We start from the raw sequence: 26,159 nt of genomic DNA on the forward strand, positions 1-26,159 counted from the left end.
CCCGGCTGTCCACCTTCACCGCCGGCGTCCTGCTCATGGTCTTGTGCATCGTCTTCGGCCCCTGGGTGTCGCAGATCCCCATGGCCGCCCTGGTCGCCGTCATGATCCTGGTCTCCTTCGGCACCTTCGACTGGCACTCCATCGCCCCTGCCACGCTCAAGCGCATGCCCGCCGGCGAGATCACCGTCATGGTCGTCACCGTCGCCGTCGTGGTCGCCACCCACAACCTGGCCATCGGCGTCGTCGTCGGCTCGCTCACCGGCCTGGTCATCTTCGCCCGCCGAGTGGCGCATCTGGCCGAGGTCTCCGCCGTCATCGACCCGGACGGCGGCCAGGTCGTCTACGCCGTCACCGGCGAGTTGTTCTTCGCCTCCTCAAACGACCTCGTCTCCCAGTTCAACTACGCCGACGACCCCGACGACGTCGTCATCGACCTGACCGACGCCCACATCTGGGACGCCTCCTCCGTCGCCGCCCTGGACGCCGTCCAGGCCAAGTACGCCGCCCGCAGCAAAACCGTGCAGATCATCGGCCTGAACCAGGCCAGCGCCAAAATGCACGCCACCCTGTCCGGCGAACTGTCCGGCAGCCACTGACGCCGCCACCACACCCTTTGCGACCGGGCCCGCTTTCCTGCGCGAGGAGAGCGGCCCAGCCGCAACGCCCGCTTCTGGCGCGGCCTCTACCAGGACGCGGACAGAAAGGCGGCCATGCGTTCAGGGCGGCAGCCGTCTCGGCCCGGTGCGATGATCACGCCCCGCCAGGACCAGGGTCAGCGCCGCCGAGGGCCAGTCACTTGGCCACGTCCAACCGCACCTCCCCGTACGGCAGCACGTGCTGCCAAAACAGCGGTGTCAGAGCGCGCCGGTCGGCTGGCGTGAGCAGATCAGACCATTTCTAATCAGCGAAAACGTCTTGAATCATAAGGGTATTAATGTAGACCAACGCCGCCTGCAAGATCCGAAGACATAGCACGGTCATCTCCATCTCCTCGCGGCGATTGGTGGCGATGTCGCCGCCCTTGCCGTAAAAGATGATCGAATTTGCGCCATTGGAGGACTCCCCCACATTCAGGCCCCCTGAATCTCCCGCTGCAGATCACGCCGTGGGCCGGAAGCACCATGAACGTGCGGAACTGGGACAGCGTCACCTTGTCCTGCACGCCGACCGGGGAACGCGCCGCGATGGCAACCAGCAGGCGGGAGCCGGTGACGACGGCGGAGCTCACGGCGTCGAGTTCGTCACCGTCCAGCTGGGTCGGGGGCGCTGTTCCATCCCTCGGTGTACACGGCCCGCTGCGCGGCCCTGACCGCGGTGGCGTCCTCCGCGACCAGGCATCGCGAACACCTCCAGCGCTACCTTCATGGAGGGGGACAAGATCGGCTCTGGGGTGTCGGGCGCGGTCCCCCAACGGGTGACGACGATCATCCGTCCGCCTGCCTCGTCAGCGCGCCTGCACACGTCGGCGAGCATCTCGAACGCTTCGGGGGCGACCGCCCCGCGGCGCGAAGGTGAACGACGGGACGGAGCGGTGGGGGCGGCTGCCGGTCGTGACGCCGACCGGACATCACATTACGAGGGATGTCCGGCCGGTGCGTGGGCTGGGTCGTCAGCACCTCCTGCCGCTGTTGATGCATCGGACGACGTTGTTCATGAGCTGCTCGGACATCACGTTGATGGTGCCGGCGTGGTCGGTGTTGGGGTTGTGGCGTTCGGTGGCGAATCCGTCGACCGCGAAGGGGACGTTCGTTCCGTTGGGCCGGGTGTTGGGGACGTTGTTGTAGACCAGGGTCATGCGCAGTTGTGGTACGGCCTGGGTGCCGCTCGGGCAGGCTCCGCTGTCGTCGGGGAAGGTCAGGTGCGTGCGGTGGTTGGCGCTGTCGATGTTCTGGCCGTCCCAGCAGCTGGGCTGGTCGAAGATGCGGGTCAACCGGCTGCCGGAGGGGCAGATCGGGTACTTGTCGGTGATGCGGTCGGTGAAGCCGGTGCAGGTCCACGCCGGTCGGGCGTTGGCCCCGCCGTTGCTGGCCGCCTTGGCATCGCCGGAGAACAGCCTCAGGAAGCGCGGTGCCGCCGTGACCTGCGAGGTGGGATTGCCGCGGTACTCCAGTCGCACCACCGAGGGCAGTACGGGCGTGCCGACGTTGTTCTTGTTCACCTCGGGGGCGCCGGGCTTGTCGTTGGCGCTGCGTACGCGCAGCACCGGCCAGAAGTAGGTGGACTGGTCGGCCCGGTTGCGGCAGGTGGTGCCGGCGGCGGCGAGGCTCTCGTTGGTGGAGAAGGCGTCGGTGGACACGTTGCCGACGTAGTCGTGCAGGTGCTGGGCGCCGTTGGTCACGCCGGGGGCGATGATGAGGTTGTCGGTGTTGAAATGGCCCTCACGGTTCGTGCCGCACTGGGAGACGAACGTGCCCCTGGAGCCGTTCCCGGCCCCTCGCGGCTGCTGCTGGCGAGGGACCTGCCGGATGTCGATGAAGTCCGCGGCCGACGGCCCGATGGCCGCCGCGACGTCGTCCTCATCCTGGCCATCGCCTGGATCAGGGGCGGGCGAGCCGGTGCCGTCGCCCGGATCCGGGTTTCCGTTGCCGGGTGTCGGTGTGTCGGTGTTGCTGAGTTGGCAGGGTGCGAGTCTGTCCAGGCCGGTGGGGCGTTCGGCGACGCGTCCGATGGCGATGGCGATGCGGTCGAGGGTGGCGGCTCGTTTGGAGGAGAGGGGGCCGAGGATCGCGTTGCGGACGAAGTTGGGGCCGCCTTCGCCTGCTGAGCGGGCCAGTCGGTTGTTCGCTTCCTCGATCTGTTTGTCGAGCAGGGCGAGGTTACGGTCGACCTCGGCTTTGGCGGCGGCTGGAATCTGGGGCAGCCTGCCGGCCACACTCGGGCAGATGATCCTCTGCGCCGCCACTGTGGTTCCTGCCTGCGCGGAAAGCGGGGAACCCGCCAGAACAAGTGCGATGCTTCCGGCTAAGAAAATGGCTCCTCGCCACGGTCTGAATCGTCTTCCCCCAAGCGGATTCCGCATCCGTTACTCCTTCCGGTCTCCTGACCTTGGGCGGGAAAGTCCCGTCCCCGGAAGGTACGGAGCCACTTGGGCCGTAGTTCGCTTGCCTGCTGCAATATTTGCTTACCGATGTATTACAGGGCCGCCCCAACGCGTCGCTGAGGAGCTGGCCAGCCGCGAGAACATCGTGCTGATCGCGCGGGCGGTCCAGGCCCTGTCGATCAGCGGCCCAGGACAGAGCCGACGGCCGAGCCGGGCGAGCTCAACACTCTTCCTTGGCGGCCAGCACGGTCCCGTAGCGGCCGAATGGGGTGATCTTCCATTCGGCCGAGACGACGGCCAGACCGGCGCTCGTCAGGCAGGTGAAGGGCCTGACCTCGAACAGGAAGCGGCGCATCGGGCCGTCGCCGAGGAAGTCGGCGACCACAGTCCGTCCGCCGGGCCGCAGGACACGCACCATCTCGCGCAGCGCTGCCGCAGGGTCATCGAAGTGACGCAACGCAGACGTGCACAGCAGGCAGCTGAAGGATCCGGATGCGAAAGGCAGCCAGGCGGCGTCCGAGCACATGAACGCTCTCCTGTCCTGCCCCGAGGCGCGCCGCCTGGATGACCATGGGCATCGACAGGTCGACACCCACCGCCGAGACCGCGCCGCGTGCGGCCTGTCGTACGGCGCCTCCGGTGGCGCAGCCGACGTCAAGGAAACGATCCTTGTCGGTAACGCCGAGTCGGACGTAGCCGTCGGCACGCAACGCTGACAGCATCGGGGCCAGGCCGTCGCGCTCATACCCCATGGCCCAGCGCGCGAACCGGTTGATGTTCGACGCGGTCATGGCAGCTCCACAACACCAATGTGAACACTTGCATTATGCAATGGATCGCATTCTGATGGCAAATGGGACAAGGTCGGCCGACTTGGTGGGCGCGGTCGAACCGTGAACGCCCACGCCACTCGTGTCGCTAGCGCTGCGCACATTCGCTCTGGTCGTTGAGGCGAGCCTTTCGTACGCCTGTCAGGGCAGCCGCCTGGCGGCGGTTCGACCTTACCAATTACTATTGCACAAGGCAACGATCGGACCTACGCTTTGGGCAAACGTCCAAGGCGATCGCACGAAAGGGAAGGCGTAAGGGACATCGGAGACCTGCTATCGGGCGGAACCGTGAAGGGGAGTGGAGCCATGAGGGCTCTCATCTGTGGTGCCGGGATCGCGGGGCTGACGCTGGCCTGGCATCTGGAGCGCGCGGGCTGGCACGTCGAGATGGTCGAACGCGCCCCGGAGTTCCGCACCGGCGGCTACATGATCGACTTCTACGGTGCGGGCTATGAGGTGGCCGAGCGCATGGGCCTGGCCGCACGCCTGCACGAACGGCGCTACCCCTTCACGGAGCTCGACTACGTCAACCGTGACGGCCTACGGACCAGCGGTTTCGTCCTGCCGCCGAGCTTCCGTGAGGTGGTCAGCCTGCTGCGCGGCGATCTGGCTCGTACCGTCGCCGAGGAGGTCAGGGCACCCGTCCGCTATGCCTGCACCGTCGAGGCCGTTCACCAGGATGGCCAGGACGTCACGGTCACCCTGACCGGCGGCCTCCGCCGGACGGTGGATCTGCTGGTCGGCGCGGACGGTGCTCATTCGCGGGTACGCGAGCTGGTGTTCGGGCCCGAGGATGGCTATGTCCGCTATCTCGGCCACCACGTCGCCGCCTGCATCCTCACCGATCGCGAGCTGAACGCCCAGGTTGGCCAGCGCTACCAGATGCTGACCGTGCCGGGCCTGATGGCCGGCGCCTACGCGTTGCGGCAAGACCGGCTGGCGCTGCTGTTCCTACGCCGCGAGGCCGATCCCAGCCTGCCCGCCGACCCGGCCGCCACGCTCCGCGATCACTTTGGCGAGCTGGGCTGGATCCTGCCCGCGGCCCTGCCCCGGCTCCCCGCAGACCTGTACTACGACCAGGTCACCCAAGTGCGGATGGAGTCCTGGAGCCGAGGCCGGGTGGTGCTGCTGGGCGATGCCTGTCAGGCGGTGTCGCTGTTCGCCGCGCACGGCGCCTCCATGGCCATGGCCGCCGCCTGGATACTGGCCGACGAGCTCCGTGGCGGAGACCTTGCGGTCGCCCTGGCCCGCTACGAAGAACGCATGCGCCCCACCATCGCCGAGGTGCAGGAGCTCGGCCGCCGCTTCATCGAGTGGATGGCCCCGTCCAGCCGGCTGCGCATCACCGTCCGCGACTGGACATTCCGCCTGGCCACCCTCCCCGGAGCCGATCGCCTGTTCCTGAACTTCCTCACCCCTGGAGGCCACAACCTCATCAGACGCCGCGTCGACCAGCTCGCCGGTGGCTGAGGCGGGCAGAGGGCGTGGTTCCTAGGGACCCTCTGCCCTTGCTGCGGAGCTCAGGGACGAGTTATGCGTGGCTTGAATCGTATGAAAGGGGATGCTTCGGCCGGCCGGAGGATGACGTCGGGGGGCCATGACGTTGCTGCGGTACCAGTCGCGAACGTCTCGCGCATGATCAGCCGGTTGGTGATGCTCTGGATCGTCAGACCGGCATCTGGTTCGCCGGTCAGTTGCCGCTTCGGTGCAGGAGAAGCATCGCGGCGTCGTCGTCGAGCGGGCCGCCGACGTGTTCGACCAGGTCGGCTCTCAGCGTGTCGAGCGCGGCTTGCGGGTCTTCCTGTCTCAGCAGGTCGATGCGGTCGGTCAGTGGGTAGAACCGGCCGTCGGAGGTTCTGGCCTCGATGACCCCGTCGGTGAAGAACAGGATGCGGTCTCCTTCGCCGAACGGCACCCGGTGCGGTTTCCGTGGTAGGACATCGAGTGCGCCCAGGCCGAGTGGCAGCCCCTCCTCGGGTGGCTCCAACGCCAGGGTCTGCCCGCTCGCGCGGATCAGGATCGGGGCGGGATGGCCGAAGTTCACCAAGGAAATCTCCTTGTCGTGGACCTCGGCGACGATCGCGGTGACGAACTGTTCCGCGCTCAGATGCCTGGTGAGGCTGGCCTCGAGTCGGCCGCCGATCTCGCTCAGGTCGGCCTGGTCGTAGGCGGCTTCCCGGAAGGCGCCCAGCACCCAGGCCGCGGTCTCGACCGCGGCCAGTCCTTTGCCCTGAACATCCCCGATGAGCAGCCGTACGCCGTGCGGGGTGATGACGATCTCGTACAGGTCGCCGCCGATCTGGGCCTCGGCCGCCGCGGAGGTGTAGGACAGCGCCACCCGGAGATCGCCGGCTCGGCGTGGAACCGGCCGCAGCAGCACACGCTGGGCGGCCTCGGCGACCTGCCGTACGTTGGCCAGCTCACGCTCGCGCTCCAGACGTAGGTCGCCGGCCAGCATACTGGCGGCGGTGACCCCGAGAATGGTGACGATGGTGAGGTTGTTCTGCCACTTGAGCAGCAGGCCGTTGTAGTAGGCCAAGGGCAGGCAGATGGCCAGCGCGATCACGCCCACCACTGCGGTGCGGCGAACGCTGCCTGACACCGACGCGAAGGTCGGACCCAACGTGAGAAGAGGCAGAAACCCCAGCTCGGGACCGGCAAGCAGGTCGATCAAGGCCACGCTGAACATGGCGACGAAGGGCAGCCATCGAAGGGCCTGATGAGATCTCACGTGACTCCCCGTACCGCTGCCTGGCCGTACACGCTGTCCTCTCGGCTCGCCGATCGCGCATGACTGCTGACATACAAGGATTGCTCAACGCCAGTGCCTGCTCAAGCGCAGCTTTCATCCCTCATGACATCTTCACCCGCCTTGCACCGCGCACCCGAACGGTTGGGCGCGACGCCCTCATGACATTGCTCCCGGATCTCTGAGCCATAACAGGAGCGCTTCGGTCGGACATCTTAATCATTGCATAGTGCAATAGAACGCGGAAGCCGATCTTAGGGTGCACGATGCGAGGTCGTTGGACGGCTAGCCGAGTGGATAGGGCAGGCCGACCGGTGGTTCGCCGCCCGCTTGGTTGAAGGCGGTCATGGCGGAGATGAGGGCCTGGCACTGCACAGGTGTCATGCGGGAGACGATGGCGGCGATCTCCTCACGGCGGCGCGCGGTCACCTCGTCCACCAGGCGCTGTCCCTCGGGCCTGAGCCGCATGAGGCTCTCGCGGCGATTGTGCGGATTGACCTCGCGGACGATCAAACCCGCGGCGACCAGGCGGTCGGCCATGCGCATCGCTGTGGAGCTGTTGACGTTGAGCAGCTCGGCCATGGTGACGAGTTTGGTCTCGCCCTGCGCGGACAGCACGACCAGCATGCGAAACTGAGGGAGCGTCACCCGGTCCTGCGCGGCGGCCAGAGAGCGTGCCGCGATCGCCACGAGCAGCCGTGACCCAGTGAGAACCGCCGAGATGACCGCGTCGAGATCCTCGGCGTGCACCTGGCCTGAAGCGCGAACTTCCATGGTGACTGTTGTACACGCTCGCGGTTAGGGTGGCGCACGCGAGAAGCCTCGTGAGCCGTCTGCGGGGATCGTGCCGTCGTGCTGGGCATGCCAGGCATTGCGGCGGCCAACTCGCGGCGGGGCGGGAGGTAGTGATCTCGGTGGGGCCGCCCGTTCAGCGTGGAGGGCGGCCAAGATGACTGGGTGTCACATGAGGTAACGCAGCCAAGGTAGGGCACGCACAACACGATCGTGACCACGGTCACTATCAGGCCGTACTTGGTGAACTGCCAGAAGCTGATCGGCGTGCCGTCGCGGGCGGCCGGCCTCGCCGCCGAATACGGCCGCCCGGCGCCGCGCGTCACGATTGGCCTCAGCGTCGGTCTCGGCAACCTGCCCGCGTCAGTGATCGACGCTCAGGCCCGGTCGCTGATGGAGTACAGGATGACCGAGGAGGAGGCCCGTGGCGGCCCGTTCTCCGGCCCACCCGCCGCGGCCGCCGAACGGCTGGCCGCACTCGCCGAGGTCGGCGTGCACCGCGTCATCACGATGCCGTTCCCCGCCGACCGCCTCCGCCAGAGCGAGTTGCTGGCCGAGACGAACCGCCTCCTCAACCCCTAAGATCTGGGCCTGCCGCTCGGGTCCGTGCCGCCAGCCTCAAGGTTGAGCGTTTCCGCAGGCCACAGCGAGCGACGGCTGCGGTGCCCGATGTCCGCCTGGGCGTTCGGGGACAAGTCCGGCGCTCTCCGCCTCGACTACGACGGTGGGACGTCCTCGCAAGTCGCCCTGTTTGCGGACGGCTCATGTCGAGCCGTCCGCAAACTCCGGTTACCCACAGCTACGTTGCGTCTGTGACACAGACCCGAGCGGAGGGCCCTTATGAAGTCATCGTGACCGTTTGGCTTTGACCTGCAGGTGCTCACATGACTGCGCTGTGGAACGTCATCGAGACTGCAGCAGCACAAGACACGCACCGCAGATGACGGTGAAGAGCTGACCGGCCAGCGACGCAGCCCCCGCCGGGTGGAATGGCTGGAGCGAGCCCTGCGAACCGCTCCGCGGCACCCTGAGCGAGGAGTCGTTTCAGCGCCTGATCTCGGCCCTGAGCGTCGTGGTGGGCTGGGAGGCGCAGATCGCCCTGCGTGACGTCCGCGGCCTGGACTCCCAGGCCGAACAGGAGGCCATCATCTGGGGCCGCACGCAGCCTGGTCACAGCAGCGATCAAGGACCACGAAGCGACGCTGCTGTCAGGGTGAACCGCGGAGATCGAGCGGAAGAGCCGGGAGTTCTGGTTGGTGGGCATGGGGTTGATGAGGGCCGGGGTGGGAGGGGCGTTCCGAAGCGGGAGCTTTGCGCGTGTGGCTCATCGCAGGAAGGCGTGGCTTGCGCCGGCGGGCGATGAAGCCGGCCATGCGACGTCGTCGACCGCGAGCCACGGCGCGACCGCCAGGGCCGTGGGCGTGAGCCCGGCGAACATCGCGACCTCGCGGTGAAGGTGGGACTGGTCGACGTAGCCGTTCTCGGCGGCTACGCGGGAGGCGGCGTGACCCGCCGCGAGAAGGTGGGCGGTGTGGTCGAAGCGCACCAGCCGGGCGGCGCGTTTGGGGGCGATGCCGAGCTGGGACCGGAAGCGGGACCACAGGCGCGCCGTTGACCGGGTCCAGCGCCGAGGTCACCTCGTCCAGCAGCACGATGGGCGCGTTCTTCAGCAGCGCCCGCGATCGAGACACGCTGGCGCTCACCACCTGACAGCAGTGAGATAGACATCCTGGAAGACGATGGCGATCCGCGCCATCAACGCCTCGGTGCTGATCGCGCGCACGTCCACGCCTCCCACGCGCACCGCGCCGGCGTCCACGTCGTAGAAGCGCGCCAGCAGCTGCAGCAGAGTGCTCTTGCCCGCGCCGGACGGTCCGACGACCGCGGGCCGCTGTCCTTCAGGGACGGTGAGCGACACCTCGTCGAAGACCGTGAGCGCTCCGTGCCGGAAGGCGACGGCGTCGAACTCCAGGCCGTGGTGCGCCGGCTGGATCGGCTCGCGGGGTTCTCGCAGCGGCTCGGTGCGCAGCACCGTCTCTAGTCTGGCCAGCTCCGAACGCGCGCCGCGCAGTTTGCCGCCCATGTCCGACAGCGACAGCAGCGGGTCGGCGCAGCGGGCGGTCAGCACCAGGATCGCCCTCATTCTGTAGAGACCTCTGGTCATGCTGCACCGCGTCATGGGTGACCTGCGCCGCACCCACCCGGTCAGACCTCTTCCGGTCGTTTCCTCCTGGGCCTCGACCGGCGGATCGGCACGTTCCACCGCCAGGAGTCTTCAGTGGACCCGTCCGCCGTCAGGAGAGGGGCTCGAGAACGAGGACTGGGATGTCGCGGTCGGTCCGCTTTCGGTACTCCTCGTAGTCGGGCCATGTCTCCACCGCCATGGACCACCACTTCTCACGCTCCAGGCCTTCCACACGGCGCGCGATGTAGTCACGGACGACCGCGCCGTCCTGCAAGGAGATATGCGGGTCGGCCATGATGTTGTGGAACCAGAAGGGGTTCGTGGGCGCTCCGCCCTGGGAGGCGACGATGGCGTAGCGAGTGCCGTCGGTGATGCGCATCAGCGGTGTCTTGCGGATCTTCCCGGACTTCGCGCCTGTGGTCGTGAGGATGATGACGGGGCGGCCCTGCAAGGTTCCGCCTGCTCGAATGAGCAGATCGTTGTCACAAAGGCATCCGTACAGTGGTGAAATGCTCTTTCAGCGACAGGCCGGTGTCCGTGGCCGTCGTTCGTGGCAGAGAGATGCCCTGGCCGAGAGCCCGGCGTACCGCGAGGAAATCTGCCGAGGCGTTGAGACATTCGGCGGCGACCAGCCGTGGCCCCCGATAGCGAAGCGTCGTGTGCTGCCCGGGGCGTCGGCCGGTGCGGGGCACGACCTCGTCATCCGGGCGTGCCAGTCCGGCGATCTGCAGCTTCAGATCTCCTTGGTCGGACCAGAACCAGGGCACGCTGCGGTACGGGCGGTGCAGGCCGACGAGTGTGCCCGCGGCCGAGGTGGCCTGTTCGACGGCGTTGTCGACGCTTTCCAGCCGCAGCCGTGGAGCGTCGTCCGGCGCGGGGGAAGGATCGGGAAGGTTCGCGCAATCCCCTACCGCGATGGTGTGGCCGTCGGAGGCCAGGGACCGGGCGTCGACGACGATGCCGTTGTCGCAGTGCAGGCCGGCGGCGCGGGCGAGTTCGTCGCGGGGTTGGGCGCCCACGCCGACGACGACGAGGTCGGCGGGCAGTTCGTCGCCGTTGTTCAGTTCGACCGCGACGACCGCGCCGTCCACACCGCGGAGGCGGACAGGGCGCAGTCCGGTGTGGATCCGTACGCCGGCGGCGCGGTGCGCGGTGGCGACGAGCTCCGCCGTGGCCGTGCTCACGACGCGGTTCATCAGCGCCGGCGCGGCTTCGACCACGGTCGTCGGCACGCCGGCCGCCGCGGCGGTGGCGGCCACCTCCAAGCCGATGAAGCCGCCGCCGATGACGACCAGGGCGGTGGCAGTGGCCATGCGCCCGGCGAGGATGCGCGCGTCGTGGGCGTCGCGTAGCGTCAGCACGCCGTCGAGGTCGGCGCCCTCGATCGGGAGGCGGCGGGGGCGCGCGCCGGTGGCCAGCACGAGACGGTCGAACCGCCAACGGCGGCCGGTGGTAGAGGTGGCCGTGCCCGTGCCGTCGCCGCTGAGGTCGAACCGGTCGATGTGCTGCTCGGTCACCAGATCGATGCGGTGCTCCGAGTAGAAGGCAGCGCTGCGCAGCGCGAGTGACGAGAGTGAGGCCTCGCCCTTGAGGAACGCCTTCGACAGTGGAGGCCGGGCGTAGGGGGCGTGCGGTTCCTGCCCGATGAGGGTGATGGGGCCTTCCCAGCCCAGGTCCCGGGCGCTGCTCGCGATCTGCACACCGGCCTGACCCGCGCCCACGATGAGCAGGTTCACAGCTGGGCTTCCGGGACGGTCACGTGAACCTCCTGGTGCTCGCGCAGGATGAGCTGGCATGACAGGCGGGAGTTGTCCTGGCGTTCGGTGGCGGCGCAGTCGAGCATCTCGTCCTCGTCGTCGCCGACGGGGGCGAAGTCGCCCGCGTTCTCCTCGGCCAGGAACACGTGGCAGGTCGCGCACGACAGTGAGCCGCCGCACTGTCCGACGATGCCGGAGACGCCGTTGCGGACCGCGGTCTGCATGACGGAGTCTCCGGTGGCCGCTTCGATCACGTCCTGGCGGCCGTCGGGCTGGGTGTAGAACACTTTCGGCAATGCGCTGTTCCTTGCGTTCACCAGGTGACGGGCAGGTCGGTCATCGGCTGGGTCAGCACGTCGTGGCGGACCACGGGTTCGCCCGCCAGCCGTAGCTGTGGGAGCCGCTTGAAGATCTCGGCCATGCCGACCTGGAGTTCCATGCGGGCCAGCGGCGCGCCGAGGCAGTGGTGCACGCCGTAGCTGAGCATGAGGTGCGGGTTGTCGGTCCTGGTGATGTCGAAGCGGCCCGGGTCCGGTACGACGTCGGGGTCATGATTGGCGGCGCCCGGGTCCATACTGACGGCTTCGCCGGCGGCGATCAGCTGCCCGTCGATGACCACATCCTCCGTCGCGACGAACGGCACCAGGCCGCCCCCTCCCCCGACCGGGCCGCCCATCATGAAGTCGCCGTGGCGCAGCACCTCTTCGGCGGCCGTGGGGGCCAGGGCGTCGGGGTCGGTCAGAAACAGCTCCCGCTGCTCGTCGGAACGCAGCAGCGACAGCACGCCGGTGGTCAGGAAGTTGGCGGTGTTGTCGAAGCCGCCGACGATGAGCAGGAACGCGATGGGCAGGATCTCGGCGTCTGTGAGCGTCTCGTCGCGTTCGTGGGCGTGGGCCAGGGAGCTGAGCAGGTCGTCCCGGGGTTCGGCCCGTCGCTTGGCGATCAGGTCGGTCATGTACGCGGCCAGCTCGCCCATGTCGGCGGCGATCTCCTCCTCCGATTTCCCGGCCACCGACAGGGTGGAGGAGCTCCACCGCTCGAACTTCTCCCGGTCCGACGAGAGCACGCCGAGCAGCGAGCTGAGCATTTCGATGGGCAGCGGCACCGCGTACTCGGCGACGAGGTTGCGCACGCCGCCGCGGGCGATCATGCCGTCGATCAGCTGGTTGGCGAAGGCGGCCGCCGAGTCGCGCATGTCGCGTACGCGCCGTGGCGAGATCGCCTTCTGCACCAGCTTGCGCAGCCTGGTGTGCTGGGGCGGGTCCTCGAACTGCAGGGTCGTGCGCAGGAAATCCGGGAAGGGCACGAAGAACGGCACCTCCCGCTCTCCGGTGCGGAAGGGTTCGCGGACGAAGCGCCGGTCGCTGAGGATCTGCCGGGCGGCCTGGTTGCGGTGCACGATCCAGACGTCGCCGCCGTAGGGCATGGTGACCTTGGTCATGGGGCGGTCGGCCATGAGGCGCCGCAGGTGCTCCACGGCCTCGGCCGGGGGCTGGGGCGCGAAGGGGAACTCGATATCGGTGGTCATCATCTCTCCGTTGATATTCAGGCGGAATGGGGCTGTGGTGCGGTGATGGTTTCTGGCCGCGCCTCGGGGGTGAGGGCCACGATGTCGTCGAACCGTTCGGCCACCGTCTCGATGGTCAGGCCGGGCTCATGGATGCCCTGGGTGGTGACGACGGCGAGCCGGTTGACCGTGCCTCCGGCGGCGTTGAAGACCTCGCCGCTCACCCGGCAGGAGGGATGGGTGAGGTAGGCGGCCACTGGGGCCACGTGCTCGGGCAGCAGCTGGGTGCGCAGGTATTCCATCACGTCGGGGGACAGCGACTCGGCCGAGTTCTCGGCCATGCGCGTACCTGCTCCGGGCGCCAGGGCGTTGACGAGCACGCCGTGCTGGGCGCCTTCGATGGCGAGATTGCGGGTGAGGGCGAAGACCGCTCCCTTGGAGCTGCCGTAGTGCGTCATCAGCGGATTGCCGAGCATCGCGGCGGAGACCGTGTTGACCACCCGGCCGCTGCCGGAGGCGATCAGGTGCGGCCAGGCCGCGCGGCAGAGGTACAAGGAGCCGAAGAAGTGCACGTCGAGGTGGCGTCGGTACTCCTCGATCGGGATCTCGTCGAAGTGCCCGGTGCGGACGATGCCGGCGTTGTTCACCACCGCGTCCAGCCGGCCGAACTCGGCCACGGCGACCTCGACCACCTCGGCGGCGCCGCTTTCGGTGGCGACGTCGGCGCGGCAGGCGACGGCTCGCCCACCGGCGGCACGGATTTCGGCGGCGACGCCGGCGGCGGGGTCGTCGCCCTCGACGCCGGAGCCGTCCACACGGGCGCCGAGGTCGGCGACGACGACGCCGGCGCCGCGGGCGGCCAGCAGCAGGGCGTGTGCCCGGCCGATGCCGCGTCCGGCGCCGGTCACGATCACGACGCGGTCGTGGAAGGAAAGCAGGTCCACAGCGGATCCCCTCTGGTCGGGCCGGCGGGTCACGGACGGCACGCTCCACCGCTCACCTGGACCGGGACTTGCCAGACGGTCCCGCGGCGATTGCGGCGGGACTCCGCCCAGTCCATGACATCCAGCCCGGCGCAGATGTACAGGGTGCGCCGGTCGGCGCCGCCGAGTACGCAGGCGGGCGGCAGTGCCTCGGTGGCGTCGAAGGGCACCGCGTCGGTGATGGCGCCGCCTTCGACGAAGCGAGCTACGGCCAGGCCGGGCATTCCCACCCAGACACCGCCGTCGTCGTCCAAGCAGATGCCGTCCGGCAGGGAGGGAGTGACGGCGAAAACCCGCCGCCCATCGAGGCAGCCGTGTTCGTCGCGGTCCAGCACGGTGATGCGGTTGGCGAACGCCTCTGCGGTCAGCACGCGGCGTCCGTCTGCGGTGATCGCGATGCCGTTGGCGCCGGACATGCCGCCCAGGTCGGTCAGAGCATGTGCGGTGCCGTCGGGGTCCACCGCCAGCAGGGGCGAATCGCGTGGCTCCTCCCCCTGGAACAGCTCGAAGCCGAGTTGGGTGACGTAGGCGCGGCCGTCGGCGTCCACGACCATGTCGTTGATCGGTCCGCTCGCCAGGTGCCGCAGGTCGGCGTGCTCGGTGAGCCGCTCACCGTCGTAGGCCAGGACAAGCCGCTCGTGCATCGAGGTGACGATCAGCCTGCCGTCGGGCAGCCAGCCGAACCCGCCGGGGATGACCTCGGTGCCGTTGACGGACGTCCGCTGCGACAGGTCGACCATGGTGTGCGGGGTGCCGTCGTCGTCCAGGCGCACGAGGCGGTGGGCGTACATGTCGCTGAACCACAGCGCCCCGTCGTGCCAGCGGGGGCACTCGGCCCAGGTGTACCCGCTCGACAGTTGCTTGGCGGCCAGGACGCGGGCGTCGGCGAACGGATCGGCCACAGGTTCTCCTACAGGTCAGAAGGGCAGCGGGTGGGCGAATTTGGCGCGCAGCAGCGCGCCTATCTCGGCGACGGCCAGGCGGCCCCGCGCGAGGTGGTCGGACTGCGCGAGGAAGCCGTGGTAGGTGCCGGGGTAGCGGGTGTGGGTGGTCTGGACGCCGGCCTCGCGCAGCCGGTGGGCGTAGCGCTCGCCCCAGTCCCTGATCGGGTCGCATTCGGCCGTCACCACGATGGCCGGCGGCAGGCCGCGCAGGTCGGCGGCGTAGGCCGGGATGCGGTACGGGCTGTGCGGGTGACCTTGACCCGCGTCGGCGTTCTCGTTCAGGAACAGGACGTCGTCCCTGGTCAGGATCGGTGCGTGCGCGTACTGGGACATCGACCGGGCGGCCAGGTCCCGGTCGATGCCGGGATAGGCGAGCACCTGGCAACTGATCGCCGGCCCGCCCCGGTCGCGCGCGGCCAGGGCGACCGCCGCCGCCAGGGTGCCGCCCGCGCTGTCGCCGACGACGGCGAGCCGGTCCGGGTCGACGCCCAGCTCGTCGGCGTGTTCGGCGGTCCAGACGGTGGCGGTGTAGGCGTCGTCGAACTGGGCGGGCGGCGGCGATTCCGGAGCCAGGTGGTATCCGACCGACACCACCGTGGCGCCGCTGTGGTGGGCCAGATGCCGGGCCGGCGGCTCGAAGGAGTGGTTGGAGCCCAGGCACATGCCGCCGCCGTGGAAGTACACCAGCACCGGCGCGCGCTCGTCGAGGGTCGGACGGTGGACGCGCAGCGGAATCTCCCCCCAGCGCCCGTCGATCAGCCGATCCTCAGTGGACGCCATCACCGGCAGGTCCACGGGCAGCGGCATCGCTTCCAGGGCCTGGCGGATCGCGGCGAGGCCGCGCTCCCGCATCGGCGGCATCCCGGCCATCGCCGCGGCGATGGCCGAGGCGTCCGGGTCAAGGTTGAATGGCGGTGACATGAGCAGACTCCGGCGGATGGTCAGGAGGCGGGAACGGAGAACTCGCCCGACGGCAGTCGCGGAGCGCGGCGGTGGGTCAGGATGTCGGCCCGCCCGGCCATCGCGTCGGCGACGAAGGGCTGCGACAGCAGGTAGAACTCACCCTCGGCGGCCTGGTCGAAGAACCGGCGGGCGGCGTCGAGGGGATCCATCGCCTGGGCCTTGATCTGGAGCATGGCCGCGCGATGCTCCTCGGCGGCGGCGACGTCCCCGTCGTCGACAGCACCGGCGGACTCGAAGATGTTCGAGGCCACGGCGCCGGGCAGAACCGCCTGAACATGGACGTGCTGCCCGTGCCCGGCGAGCTCGACCTCCTGGCGCAGGCACTCGGTGAGCGCCAGTACGGCGTGCTTGCTCATGATGTACGGCGCCTGCAGGGGGCTGGCGCTGACCCCGCCGATGGACGACAGGTTCCATACCCACGACTGCCCCGGCTCGGCCATCATGCGTGGCAAGAATGCCTTGATGCCGTGGAAGACCCCGTTGATGTTGATCGCCACAAGACGCTCCCAGCCGGCGACCGGGGTGTCCCACAGGTATCCGAACTGTTCCACGCCGGCGTTGTTCACCAGCAGTCTGACCGGGCCGAGGCCCGCGACGGTGCTCTCCGCCAGCCGCTCAACAGCGGCGGCGTCCCGCACATCGCAGACGACGTCCAAGACGCGGACGCCGTGCTGCTCCAGTTCGGCCCGCAAGGCGGCGATCGCCGCAGCGTCGACGTCGGCGAGCGCCACGTTCATGCCGAGGTCACGGGCCGCGTACCGGGCCAGGCCGGCGCCAATGCCCGCACCGGCTCCAGTGATCACCGCGACGCCGCCACCGAACAGCTCCTGCGCCGAACTCATCGCATACTCCTCTCACGCTCGGCGACGATCTCGCGGACGGCCCGCACCACGGGCTCGAAGGTGCTGTCAGGTCCCGCGCTCACCGAGGCGTCCATGTTGTTGTGGCAGATCGCGACCGCGATCCGGTCGCGTAGATCGGCCCAGGCCACGGAGCCACCCGCGCCGGGGCTGTAGATGATGGAGCGGTGGTCGCCCACGAGCGGGTCGGACGCGCCCGGCTCGCCGCCGAGCCAGAACCCGTTGGCGCCGAACCACACCGGGATAGGCAGCACCTGGTCCGGGGCGTGCGCGTCTGTCCTGGGCTGGGTGAAGGTGGCGACCCTGTCGGGCGACAGCAGCCGGACGCCGTCGAGTCGCCCGCCCTCGGCCAGCATCGCGAAGATCCTGGCCACCGAGGCGGCGGTGGCGATCGCGCCCGCCCCGGGATCCACGGCCTGCCGCATGACCGGCTGGTTGTGCACGTCGGAGCCGGGGAAGACCGCCTGAGGGCTGATGTCGTGCTCGTCGACGATCGCGAACGCGTTGCCGCCGTACAACGTGGCCACCCGCCCGAGATCGGCGTCGGACACGCCGAGGTGGAAATCGGTGACGCCGAGGGGCGCGCAGATCTCCTCGGCCACGAAGACGTCGAAGGGACGATGTGCCGGGTCGGTGCGGCGCACGACCTCGCCGATGATCCAGCCCCAGACGAGAACGTGGTAGGCGCTGATCGTGCCCGGCTCGTACAGGGGCGTGAAGCCGGCGATGCGGCCGGTCATCCACTCCCAGTCGGCCAGGAGCTCCGGGGTGACGTCTGCGGGCATCTGCGGGATCCCGGCGCGGTGCGACAGCGCCTGCTCGACCGTGATGGCGTGCTTGCCGTGGGCGGCGAACTCCGGCCAGTATCGGGCGATCGGCGCCTGCAGGTCGACCAGCCCGCGCTCGACCTGCAAGTGGAGCGCGATCGCTGTGACGCCCTTGGTCACGGAGAACACCGGGAACAAGGTGCTCCCGTCGGCGGGTGTGCCCGTGGCGACATCGGTTACTCCGGCGACGGCGTCGACGACCAGTTCGCCTCGGTGGTAGGCGGCGACGGCGATACCGATCTCTCCCAGATCCAGCGCACGATCAAGGGCCTTACTGAGGCGAGGGTCGGTGTGGGCGGCGACTGTCATCTGCTCTCCCCTGCGCTAAGCGGCCCCGCGCTCCATCGGTTACGGGCTGGTGACCCGACGCTAGGGTCGAGGCGACGCCGTCGCGGGACGATGTTCCGGTGAGTGGACGACTTGTGCGTCCTGATGCGCGGTATCAGGACGCCACCTCGCGCCGGGCCAGACGCCAACGGCCGTCCTGTCCGCGGCTGAGCTCGTCGCGGTAAGCGCCTGCGGCGAGAATCGCCGCGGGCGAGCCGGACGATACGAGCAAGAAGTACGACGACGCCGTGGCGCGGTCGCCGGTGACGTGCACCTCCAGGTTGGTGATCACGTGCCGGTTGCCCGAGTCCGGCCCGGCGTGTCCGAGCTCGCGCATGTGGCTCAGCCCGGCGACGGTCTGCTCGCGTCCGCGCCAGTGCGCCCCGGCCATCGTCCACTCCACGTCGTCGGCGAGCAGGGCGCCGAGGTCGGGCGGTGTGCCCTCGTCGGCCAGACGGGCGAACGCGTGCAGGACGTTGGCGATACCGATCGCCTCCGCTGCCTCTTGGAAAACCATGGATGTCCTTCGCCTCGGCCCCTGCCGATGGTCGTCGGCGGGGGCGGCTGGTCTGCGAGAACGACTGTCCCCTCGGTCGCCCGTCGCGCGGTGGCGGACGTCCACTGAGCGGACATCTCGTCGGCGGGGGGCGGCTCACGTCGGGCAGGGTAAGAAGTGATCTCATCCCCGACGATGTGGAGGCCGCTCGTGACAGCAGACGCCGAGACCCATCCTGAGCCGGATCTTTCGGTCACGCTGGACCATGGGGTCGGGCTCCTGGAGATGCGCCGGCCGCCCGCCAACTTCTTCGACGAGCGCCTCATCGGCCGGATCGTGGATGCCGCCCGCGAGCTGGACGACACCCTCGACTGCCGGGTCCTCGTTCTGGCTTCCGAGGGCAAGCACTTCTGCGCCGGCGCCGACTTCGGTGCGGGCGGCGGTTTCGACAGTGATCGGGTGGCCGTGTCGGAGCGCCTGTACCGGCGGGCGGCGCAGCTGTTCGAGATCCGGATCCCGATCATCGCCGCCGTACAGGGCGCCGCCGTGGGCGGAGGGCTGGGCCTGGCCTGCGCGGCCGATTTCCGGGTCGCCGACGAGAACAGCAGGTTCGTCGCCAACTTCGCGATGCTGGGCTTTCACCAAGGGTTCGGGCTGAGCGTGACGCTGCCGGACATCGTCGGCCGGCAGGTCGCGGCCGACATGCTGCTGAGCGCACGGCCGGTGCGCGGCCAGGAGGCACATCGCATCGGGCTGGCCGACCGGCTGGCCGAGCCGGGCCGGCAGCGTGAGCACTCGCTCGCCTGGGCGCGCGAACTGGCGTCGGCGGCCCCGCTGGCGGTCAGGTCCATCCGCTCGACGCTGCGTGCCGATCTCGCGCGCCGCGTCGCCGAGGCTCTGCGGCACGAACTGGCGGAGCAGTCCCGTCTCTGGGCGACCAAGGACTGCGCCGAGGGCATCGCGGCCAACCTTGAGCGACGGTCCCCGATCTTCCGTGGGGAATGACCACGACACGTAAGCGGAGGGGTGCGGACTGCCCGCACCCCTCGCGTGCGACGATCAGCTTTCGGGTGCCGAGGTGAACACGTGGTCACGGGGCTCCGGCGCGCGCAGCATGGCCCAGTAGTCGACCAGCCGCCACGGGCAGGCCACCCACGCTCGTCCGGCCTTGTTGCGGTAGTAGCCGGTCGCCGTGCCGCCGTGTTTCCAGACCGTCTTGTCCAGTTCCTCATCGACCCGGCGGTTGTAGTCGTCGCTCGCCTCCCGCGTCGGCTCCATCGCGGTGCGGCCGTTCTCGATCAGGTACTGCAGGCTCTCCACGATGTAGTGAACGTGCTCCTCGCTGGTGACGTTGTGGCCACCGCCGTGGTTGGGAGCGGCGTTCGGACCTGCCGTGACGAAGAAGTTGGGAAAGCCCGGCACCGTGATGCCCAGATAAGCCCGCGGATTCTCATCGGCCCACTCCTCGGCCAGCCTGACGCCGCCACGGCCGACGACATCGAGGAATCCCAGGTATTCGAGCTTGAAGCCGGTGGCCCAGATGATGACGTCGGCGGCGATGAACCTGCCCTCCGTCGTCACCACGCCGTCCGGGCGGATCTGCCGCAAGGATCCGCGGTGCAGCGACACGTTGTCACGCTTGACGGCTTCGAAGAAGCCGGGGTCCTTGACGATCCGCTTGGCGAACGGCGGAAAGTCCGGCGTCAGCATCTCCTTCAGCTCGGGGCGGTCGGCGAACGACTGGTCGAGGTAATCCAGGCAGACCTGCATCACCGCGTCGTTGGCCGGGGACGCCGAGACGTGCGTGGCGTACCACTCCTCGTCGATGCGCGGGATGGAGTAGCCCTTGTCGGCGGCCCACCAATAGGTCTTGACGCGGAACCACTGGTGAAAGTACGGAATGTGCTCCAGCGCCCACCTCATGCCCTCGGGCACGTCGGCGGCGACCTTGCGCTCGGGGATGACCCAGTGCGGCTGGCGCATCACGACGTCCAAGGACTCGACCTGCTCGGCGACGGTGGCCACCACCTGGACGGACGTGCAGCCGGTGCCGAGCACGACCACGCGCTTGCCGGTCAGGTCCACGTCGTGGCGCCACTCGGCGGTGTGCATCGTCTCGCCTTCGAAGGTGTCCATTCCGTCGATGTCGGGGACGGCCGCGGCGTTGAGCACGCCGGTGGCGGTGACGACGGCGTTGGCCCGATGGGTGCGCAGGGAGCCGTCCTGGTGGCGGACGGTCAGTTCCCAGATCTGGTCGTCCTCCTGCCAGCGGCAGCCGAGCACCTTCGTGGAGAAGGCGATGTGCGGGTAGAGGTCGTATTTGGCGGCCGCGTGGCGCAGGTAGCTCAGGTACTCCGGACCCGTCGGGTAGTACTTCGACCAGCGGGGATTGAGCTCGAACGAGTACGAGTAGAAGTGGCTCGGCGTGTCGACGGCCGCACCTGGATAGGTGTTGCGCGACCACGTTCCGCCGAGGTCGTCACGCTGTTCGAACACCTGGTAGCGAAAGCCGGCCTGCCCGAGCTTGATCGCGGCGTTCAGGCCGATCATGCCGCCACCGATGATCGCGACAGTGAATTCCGGCGGCGGCTCGCGGGTGGTCGCGACGACCCGCCGGGCGGCCTCAAAACCACCCTGCTCCCGCAAATGGGGAACGTATTCGTCACCGACGACATCGCCCACGCACAGCTCCGCCATCCGGCGGAACAGCGTGTCGTCAGGTACGGCGATCCGGGGGATCAGCGGCCCGTCGAGCAGGTGCCGGGCGCGCTCGCGCACCTCGGCCGCGACCGCCGCGGGGTACTCGCCCATGATCGCCGGCGCGCGGAGCTGTTCTTGCTCGAGCCTGGCCTTGAACTCGTCGAGGAGACCGATGTCCCCTGTGTGGTGGATCAGCGCCATCAGCAGGGCTCCCGGCTCGGCGACGTCGATAGCCGCGTCAAGGGCCTTGCGATCGATGCCGGTAACGGGGGCCAGGACGTAAGTGGGCTGGTCCGGGGTTATCAAGGTCATGGGTCACCGGTTCCTTCGTCTGGGCCGGGGGTGAGATGCGGCGACGTCATGCGCGGCGCCAGGGCGTCAGCGCGCGACAGGCCGGCGATCTGGTGCCTTCAGTAAGCGGGGGTGATGTCGGTGCGCCGCACGGCGTGGGTGATCGTGGCGACACGCGCGGACCGTCCAGGGCGGCGGGCCATCCCGGACGTGGCGTACCAGATGTCCATGGCGGTGATGCGTACCGTATCGCCCGCCTCCTGGGCCGACATCGTTCCGGCAGGCCCGCACAGCGACAGCGCCGCGCGTAGATCGCTGCCTGATGGGCCGATGGCGGCGGCCACCGCGGTCATGCCGGCGCTGCAGCCTTGGATGTCAATGGCGACGCCGCCGCGGTCACGGACGCGCTCCAAGTCGCGTCGCAGCTGGGCGAGACTGTGCACTCCGTAGACGGTGGCCGGTGGCGGGAAGGCCAGTTCGGGCCACTCGGCTTCAGTGAGTTGCGCGAGAACGGCGCGGCCGGCGGCGGAGTGTACGGCGGCCTGACGGCCTCCCGGGCGCCAGCCCTCTCCCTTCTCCGGCCAGTCGCCGATGCGCTCCAAGTGCAGCACCTCGTCCGACACGAGCGCGCTCAGGTGCACCGTCAAGCCGGTGGAGCGGTGCAGGGCGTACATGAAGGGCAGGCATGCCTGGTGCAGGCGCTCGCGCTGGACGACTTTGCTGCCCAGTTCGAACATGCGCAGGCCCAGGCGGTATTGGTAGCCCTCGCGTGCCACCCAGCCGAGTTCCACCAGCCGTTGCAGAATCCGGTGCGCCGACGAACGCGGCAGGTCGGCCTGCCGCGCGATCTGCGCCAGGGTGAGCCTGGGGTGGCCGTCGAAGACCTGCAACAGGGACGCCACTCTGTCGATCATGGTGATGGGCGAGCCGTGGCTCTGCGCCGTGGTCATGCTTGCCTCCCGGCATTATCACCGGCTTGCATATTGTGCCTATGTGGCACAAACTGACACAGGTGAGCTTAAGACCCGATGGCGATGGTGTAAACGGATTGGATCCATTTTCCGCATACGAAAGTGCGGATCGGGTTGGTGTCGGTCCTCTGGGAGACTTGGAGGTTGTGAGGTGTTGCCCATGACGAAGCCCAGCCGTCCGACCCTGACGGAGCGGCGTACCGAGGAACTACGGATGACGATCGCTGACAAGGCGGCCGAGATCTTCGTCGCCGATGGCGACACCTCGGCGACGGTCGAGCGCATCGCCGAGGCGGCGGGCATCGCCACGCGCACGTTCTACCGCCACTTCCCGGTGAAGGAGGACGTCGTACGGCCGCTGTTCCGCCACAGCTCGCACCTGGTCATCAAGGCGCTGCGGGACGCGCCCACCGACGGCGACCTCGTAGAGGTGTTGGTCGCGGTGTGGATGTCGGCGCTCGAAGAGCAGGTGTTCGGCCCCTCCGAGCGCCGCTTCCTGGCGGTGGTGGCCGCCAGTCCGCAGTACCGGCTGCGCTGGATGGAGGTCGACGACGAGCTGTCCGAGGCGGTGGCGGAATTCCTCGCCCAGCGCATCGGGTGGAGCGAGCGTCCATTGGAACGCTCGCTCCCCGCCTACCTCGTAGTGCAGGCCACCCGGCACGTCTTCATGCAGTGGATCACCTCCGACTCCGGCCAGGACATCGCCGACCTGCTGCGGGAGGCCTTTCACATGGTGCTGGACGGCGTCCGGGCGCCCTCAGGGTGAGTGCGGCCCGAAGGCCCCCGCACTCCCGAGCGCCGAGATCCGCTCCCGGCTGTAGCCCAGCTCGGTCAGGACGCGGCAGGTGTCGGCCCCTGCCGCGGTGGGGGCACGCGGCGGCACCGCCGCCGACCGGTCCAGTTTGATCGGAACGCCGATGCCGAGGTATGCCCCGTCCTGGACGACCATGGCGCGATGCCGCGCGTGCGGCGCGGACAGCGCGCCGTCGATGTTGTGGACAGGACTCGCCGGCACGCCACGCGCCGCCAGCCTTTCCGCCAGATCGCCGGCGTCCTGATGCAGGAAGGCCGGCTCCAGCTCCGCCAGCAGCTGCGCCCGATGGCTCACCCGGTCCTTGTTACGTCGAAAGCGCGGATCATCGGCCAGGTGCGGGCAGCCGAGCACGTCGGTGAGCGCGGCGAACTGCGCGTCACTGGCCGCGGCGACGAACAGGCGGCCCTGCCCCGCGGTGCGGAACACCTGATAGGGCGCCACCGTCGGATGCGCGGCCCCGGTTCGCTCGGGCACCTCGCCCGACTGCAGGTAGGTGGCGGAGTGCGGGTGCAGGATCGACAGGACCGCGTCGAACAACGTCACGTCGACGAGTTGTCCCCGCCCGCTGCCGGCCCGCTCCAGCAGGGCCAGCAGCACCCCCGCGAACGCCTGGTGCGCCGCGGTGATGTCCACGATGGGGACCCCCACACGCAGCGGCTCGCCCTCGCGTTCGCCGTTGAGGCTCATCAACCCGCCGTAAGCCTGCAGCACGGCGTCGTAGCCGGGCATGCCCCCAAGAGGGCCGTCGACGCCGTAGCCGGTGACGCGGCAGTAGACCAGCCTGGGGAACTCCTGCACGAGCCGGGACTCATATCCCAGTCCCCAGTTCTGCATCGTTCCCGCCTTGAAGTTCTCCACGACCACGTCCGCCTGGGCGATGAGGTCGTACAGCACCTCGCGGGCCGGTGGCGTGCGCAGATCAAGGACGACGTTGGACTTGTTGCGGTTGAGGCCCTGGTAGTAGGCGCTCGTCGTCTCGGCCTCATCGACGAACGGCGGCCCCCACCGGCGGGTCTCATCACCCGCGGGCGCCTCGACCTTGATCACTTCTGCGCCGTGGTCGGCGAGCATCTGCGCGCACAACGGCCCGGCGAGAACCCGGCTCAGGTCGAGAACGCGCACGCCGCGGATGGCGCCGCTCATCTGACTCCTCCGGTCAGCAGCGGCCACCACGCCTGGCTGTTGACGGCGGCGGCCAGATGGTCGTGCCAGTGGCTCTCGTTGCCGAATTCATCGCGCCAGGCCCACAGCCGCGTGGTCATCGCCCCAAGGTGGTGTTCGCTGGAGTAGCCGAGCGCGCCGTGCAGTTGATGGCCGATCGCGGCGACCTGCCGCACGCCGGCCGAGGTGGTCGCCTTCGCCGCGGCGACGGCCACTTCGGCGTCGGCGTCCTCGGCCGCACTGCCGTCACCCCTTCCAGGACCAGCACGTCCCGTGGCTCGCCGGCGAGGTTGTCCGCCGTCACGAGGTCCTGGCCGGCCATCTGGCGGGCGCCGCCGGGGATGACGGCGACCGTGCTCTCATGCCCGCACCGGACCGTCGTGACGACGTGATCGGCGTGCCGGGCCCACGGCACGCGAAGGCGCCCCGACAGCCGCAGCGCACCGTCCCGCCGACGCCCGCGAGCCGCGTCGAGGGAGGCGACGACCAGGCCCTCGGGCATGGACAGCCTGGCGCCGGCCAGCAGCCAACCGGCGAGGAAGGCGGTCTCCACCACAGGCACCCGGGCGGCGTGAAAGGCCGCCAGATCAGCCACCACCGCCAGATCGCCCAGGGTTCCCCCGCTGCCGCCGGCCTCCTCCGGGACGCCGACGAGATGGAAGCCGCCCTCGCTCAGGTCCTTCCACACCGCCCGGTCGAAGCCGTCGGCGTGGGTACGGCCCTCGCCCGGTCGTTTGAGGATGGCGCTCACCGCCGCGCGGATCTCCGCACGCAGATCGTCGTTCATCGGACCCCCAGTCCTCGCGCCACGACCGAACGGAGGATCTCGTTGCTTCCGCCGCGCAGCGTGAACACCGGGGAGTGCAGGACCGCCTCGGCGAGCAATCCTTCCAGCCCCGGCCCGTTCTTTCGGGGCTCGATACCCGCCAGCCGCCGTACGGTCTCCACCACGTCTCCTTCGAAGCGGGATCCGAGATCCTTCACCAGCGCGGCGGCGATCTCGGGCGGCCGCCCCTCGGCCAGCGCCGCCGCCACGGACAACGACATCTGGCGCAGCGTCCAGGCGCGTGCCGTGAGCCTGCCCAGCTCCCGATCGGCGACCGTGTCACCGCTCTGCCCGCCCAGCTGCTCCGCCCACGCGCGCAGGAGCGGCACCGTGCTCATGTACCGCTCTGGCCCGGACCGCTCGTGCGCCAGTTCGGCGGTAACCTGCCGCCAGCCCGCGCCGCGCTCGCCCAGCAGACTGTCCTTCCCGACGACGGCCGCGTCGAAGATCACCTCGTTGAAGTGGTGCTCCCCGTCAACGGCGAGGATGGGGCGAATCTCCACACCTGGTGCCGGCAGGTCCACGATGAACTGCGACAGCCCCGTGTGCCGGTCCGCCGGCGAACCGTCCGTACGGGCCAGGACGACGATCGCATGAGCAAAGTGCGCCCCGGTCGTCCACACCTTCGTCCCGGTGATCTCCCATCCCCCTTCGACCTGCCGGGCGCGGGTACGTACGGAGGCCAGGTCGGAGCCCGCGTCGGGCTCGCTCATCCCGATGGCGAAGTAGCAGTCGCCACGCGCGATCACCGGCAGATAACGCTCTCGCTGCGCATGGCTGCCGTGGCGCAGGATCGACGGCCCCATCTGGCGGTCGGCGATCCAGTGCGCGGCGACGGGCGCGCCCGCGGCCAGCAGTTCCTCGGTGACGACGAACCGCTCCAGCGGTGATCGATCATGGCCGCCGTAGACGCTCGGCAGCGTCATGCCGATCCAGCCGCGCGAGCCCAAGCGCCGGCTGAAGGCTGGATCGGCCACCGACATCCACGCATCGCAGCGCGGAACGAAGGTACCTGCCTGCAGCTCGTCGTCAAGAAAGCCCCGGACCTCGTCGCGAAGCCGTTGTGCGGCCGCGCTGAGGCGGTGTGGGGGAAGATGGATGGTCGATGTCAACCGGACTCCTCCTTCGGTCCGGTT

General features: G+C 69.2%; 29 protein-coding genes. 5 read left to right on the plus strand and 24 right to left on the minus strand.

From position 1 onward, the window contains the following. Positions 1–596: STAS domain-containing protein (locus ACIBO2_RS56400; protein WP_397305134.1), on the plus strand; the 596-nt coding region annotated here is incomplete at its 5' end. 301 nt (positions 597–897) lie between these two features. Here the strand turns inward: ACIBO2_RS56400 and ACIBO2_RS56405 are convergent. The 4 genes from ACIBO2_RS56405 to ACIBO2_RS56420 form a co-directional block, all read right to left on the minus strand. Continuing rightward, complete coding sequence (locus ACIBO2_RS56405) at positions 898–1,068, minus strand: Tn3 family transposase (RefSeq protein ID WP_397305135.1); 171 nt, start codon at positions 1,066–1,068, stop codon at positions 898–900. Between the two features lie 541 nt (positions 1,069–1,609). Then, positions 1,610–2,902, minus strand: coding sequence for a DUF1996 domain-containing protein (locus ACIBO2_RS56410; RefSeq protein WP_397305136.1), 1,293 nt, complete (start codon positions 2,900–2,902; stop codon positions 1,610–1,612). A 358-nt stretch (positions 2,903–3,260) separates the two neighbouring features. Further along, a complete protein-coding gene (locus ACIBO2_RS56415) occupies positions 3,261–3,566 on the minus strand; it encodes a class I SAM-dependent methyltransferase (RefSeq protein ID WP_397305137.1) in 306 nt (101 codons plus the stop codon). Then, positions 3,481–3,831 (minus strand): class I SAM-dependent methyltransferase, encoded by a 351-nt coding sequence (locus ACIBO2_RS56420; protein ID WP_397305210.1) that lies wholly within the window; start codon positions 3,829–3,831, stop codon positions 3,481–3,483. Before ACIBO2_RS56420 ends, ACIBO2_RS56415 begins: the two co-directional genes overlap by 86 nt. A 345-nt stretch (positions 3,832–4,176) precedes the next feature. Between ACIBO2_RS56420 and ACIBO2_RS56425 the strand changes: the two genes are divergently transcribed. Beyond that, entirely contained in the window at positions 4,177–5,340 is a 1,164-nt protein-coding gene (locus ACIBO2_RS56425) for an FAD-dependent oxidoreductase (protein WP_397305138.1), read from the plus strand. Between the two features lie 220 nt (positions 5,341–5,560). On the opposite strand, the gene ACIBO2_RS56430 is transcribed toward ACIBO2_RS56425, so the two are convergent. Both ACIBO2_RS56430 and ACIBO2_RS56435 read right to left on the minus strand, forming a co-directional pair. Further along, positions 5,561–6,601: a PP2C family protein-serine/threonine phosphatase gene (locus ACIBO2_RS56430; protein ID WP_397305139.1), complete on the minus strand. Its 1,041-nt coding sequence runs from the start codon at positions 6,599–6,601 to the stop codon at positions 5,561–5,563. A gap of 303 nt (positions 6,602–6,904) precedes the next feature. Beyond that, entirely contained in the window at positions 6,905–7,393 is a 489-nt protein-coding gene (locus tag ACIBO2_RS56435; protein WP_397305140.1) for a MarR family winged helix-turn-helix transcriptional regulator, read from the minus strand. 231 nt (positions 7,394–7,624) lie between these two features. Between ACIBO2_RS56435 and ACIBO2_RS56440 the strand changes: the two genes are divergently transcribed. Then, positions 7,625–7,993, plus strand: coding sequence for a hypothetical protein (locus ACIBO2_RS56440; protein WP_397305142.1), 369 nt, complete (start codon positions 7,625–7,627; stop codon positions 7,991–7,993). Between the two features lie 742 nt (positions 7,994–8,735). Here ACIBO2_RS56440 and ACIBO2_RS56445 read toward each other — a convergent pair. The 12 genes from ACIBO2_RS56445 to ACIBO2_RS56500 all read right to left on the minus strand — a co-directional run bounded on the left by ACIBO2_RS56445 (position 8,736) and on the right by ACIBO2_RS56500 (position 18,281). Next, positions 8,736–9,014: a helix-turn-helix domain-containing protein gene (locus ACIBO2_RS56445; protein ID WP_397305206.1), complete on the minus strand. Its 279-nt coding sequence runs from the start codon at positions 9,012–9,014 to the stop codon at positions 8,736–8,738. 96 nt (positions 9,015–9,110) lie between these two features. After that, the gene (locus tag ACIBO2_RS56450; RefSeq protein ID WP_397305143.1) at positions 9,111–9,554 is read right to left on the minus strand and encodes an ATP-binding cassette domain-containing protein; all 444 of its coding nucleotides are present in this window, start codon (positions 9,552–9,554) and stop codon (positions 9,111–9,113) included. A 151-nt stretch (positions 9,555–9,705) separates the two neighbouring features. Next, positions 9,706–10,047, minus strand: a complete 342-nt coding sequence (locus ACIBO2_RS56455; RefSeq protein ID WP_397305144.1) for a nitroreductase family deazaflavin-dependent oxidoreductase — start codon at positions 10,045–10,047, stop codon at positions 9,706–9,708. Positions 10,048–10,078: 31 nt separating this feature from the next. After that, the gene (locus tag ACIBO2_RS56460) at positions 10,079–11,332 is read right to left on the minus strand and encodes an NAD(P)/FAD-dependent oxidoreductase (protein ID WP_397305145.1); all 1,254 of its coding nucleotides are present in this window, start codon (positions 11,330–11,332) and stop codon (positions 10,079–10,081) included. Next, positions 11,329–11,640 (minus strand): 2Fe-2S iron-sulfur cluster-binding protein, encoded by a 312-nt coding sequence (locus ACIBO2_RS56465; RefSeq protein WP_397305207.1) that lies wholly within the window; start codon positions 11,638–11,640, stop codon positions 11,329–11,331. Before ACIBO2_RS56465 ends, ACIBO2_RS56460 begins: the two co-directional genes overlap by 4 nt. A 26-nt stretch (positions 11,641–11,666) precedes the next feature. Further along, the gene (locus ACIBO2_RS56470) at positions 11,667–12,884 is read right to left on the minus strand and encodes a cytochrome P450 (protein WP_397305146.1); all 1,218 of its coding nucleotides are present in this window, start codon (positions 12,882–12,884) and stop codon (positions 11,667–11,669) included. A 14-nt stretch (positions 12,885–12,898) separates the two neighbouring features. Beyond that, positions 12,899–13,804: an SDR family NAD(P)-dependent oxidoreductase gene (locus tag ACIBO2_RS56475; protein ID WP_397305147.1), complete on the minus strand. Its 906-nt coding sequence runs from the start codon at positions 13,802–13,804 to the stop codon at positions 12,899–12,901. Positions 13,805–13,833: 29 nt separating this feature from the next. Beyond that, entirely contained in the window at positions 13,834–14,745 is a 912-nt protein-coding gene (locus ACIBO2_RS56480; protein WP_397305148.1) for an SMP-30/gluconolactonase/LRE family protein, read from the minus strand. Positions 14,746–14,760: 15 nt separating this feature from the next. After that, the gene (locus tag ACIBO2_RS56485; protein WP_397305149.1) at positions 14,761–15,708 is read right to left on the minus strand and encodes an alpha/beta hydrolase; all 948 of its coding nucleotides are present in this window, start codon (positions 15,706–15,708) and stop codon (positions 14,761–14,763) included. A gap of 20 nt (positions 15,709–15,728) precedes the next feature. After that, on the minus strand, positions 15,729–16,592 hold the full coding sequence (locus tag ACIBO2_RS56490) for an SDR family NAD(P)-dependent oxidoreductase (RefSeq protein WP_397305150.1): 864 nt from the start codon (positions 16,590–16,592) through the stop codon (positions 15,729–15,731). After that, entirely contained in the window at positions 16,589–17,746 is a 1,158-nt protein-coding gene (locus ACIBO2_RS56495; RefSeq protein WP_397305151.1) for a serine hydrolase domain-containing protein, read from the minus strand. Before ACIBO2_RS56495 ends, ACIBO2_RS56490 begins: the two co-directional genes overlap by 4 nt. Positions 17,747–17,879: 133 nt before the next feature. Continuing rightward, on the minus strand, positions 17,880–18,281 hold the full coding sequence (locus ACIBO2_RS56500; protein WP_397305152.1) for a nuclear transport factor 2 family protein: 402 nt from the start codon (positions 18,279–18,281) through the stop codon (positions 17,880–17,882). A 189-nt stretch (positions 18,282–18,470) separates the two neighbouring features. Here ACIBO2_RS56500 and ACIBO2_RS56505 point away from each other — a divergent pair, with 189 nt between their 5' ends. Then, positions 18,471–19,265: an enoyl-CoA hydratase/isomerase family protein gene (locus tag ACIBO2_RS56505; RefSeq protein WP_397305153.1), complete on the plus strand. Its 795-nt coding sequence runs from the start codon at positions 18,471–18,473 to the stop codon at positions 19,263–19,265. 54 nt (positions 19,266–19,319) lie between these two features. On the opposite strand, the gene ACIBO2_RS56510 is transcribed toward ACIBO2_RS56505, so the two are convergent. Then, a complete protein-coding gene (locus ACIBO2_RS56510; RefSeq protein WP_397305154.1) occupies positions 19,320–21,272 on the minus strand; it encodes a flavin-containing monooxygenase in 1,953 nt (650 codons plus the stop codon). 98 nt (positions 21,273–21,370) lie between these two features. Next, positions 21,371–22,201: an IclR family transcriptional regulator gene (locus ACIBO2_RS56515; RefSeq protein WP_397305155.1), complete on the minus strand. Its 831-nt coding sequence runs from the start codon at positions 22,199–22,201 to the stop codon at positions 21,371–21,373. Positions 22,202–22,382: 181 nt separating this feature from the next. Between ACIBO2_RS56515 and ACIBO2_RS56520 the strand changes: the two genes are divergently transcribed. Beyond that, positions 22,383–22,988, plus strand: coding sequence for a TetR/AcrR family transcriptional regulator (locus ACIBO2_RS56520; RefSeq protein ID WP_397305156.1), 606 nt, complete (start codon positions 22,383–22,385; stop codon positions 22,986–22,988). Here the strand turns inward: ACIBO2_RS56520 and ACIBO2_RS56525 are convergent. Genes ACIBO2_RS56525 through ACIBO2_RS56540 form a run of 4 tightly spaced genes read right to left on the minus strand, consistent with a single transcriptional unit; the run spans position 22,980 to position 26,135 of the window. Then, positions 22,980–24,179: a CaiB/BaiF CoA transferase family protein gene (locus ACIBO2_RS56525; RefSeq protein WP_397305157.1), complete on the minus strand. Its 1,200-nt coding sequence runs from the start codon at positions 24,177–24,179 to the stop codon at positions 22,980–22,982. The two genes, ACIBO2_RS56520 and ACIBO2_RS56525, sit on opposite strands and share 9 nt — an antisense overlap. Beyond that, a complete protein-coding gene (locus ACIBO2_RS56530; protein ID WP_397305158.1) occupies positions 24,176–24,298 on the minus strand; it encodes a hypothetical protein in 123 nt (40 codons plus the stop codon). The genes ACIBO2_RS56525 and ACIBO2_RS56530 overlap by 4 nt, the downstream gene beginning before the upstream one ends. Further along, a complete protein-coding gene (locus ACIBO2_RS56535) occupies positions 24,295–24,984 on the minus strand; it encodes an acyl-CoA dehydrogenase family protein (protein ID WP_397305159.1) in 690 nt (229 codons plus the stop codon). Before ACIBO2_RS56535 ends, ACIBO2_RS56530 begins: the two co-directional genes overlap by 4 nt. Then, positions 24,981–26,135, minus strand: a complete 1,155-nt coding sequence (locus ACIBO2_RS56540) for an acyl-CoA dehydrogenase family protein (protein WP_397305160.1) — start codon at positions 26,133–26,135, stop codon at positions 24,981–24,983. The genes ACIBO2_RS56535 and ACIBO2_RS56540 overlap by 4 nt, the downstream gene beginning before the upstream one ends. Between the last annotated feature and the right edge of the window lie 24 nt (positions 26,136–26,159).

The organism is Nonomuraea sp. NPDC050022 (assembly GCF_044460705.1).
In the GTDB taxonomy this organism is placed as follows: domain Bacteria; phylum Actinomycetota; class Actinomycetes; order Streptosporangiales; family Streptosporangiaceae; genus Nonomuraea.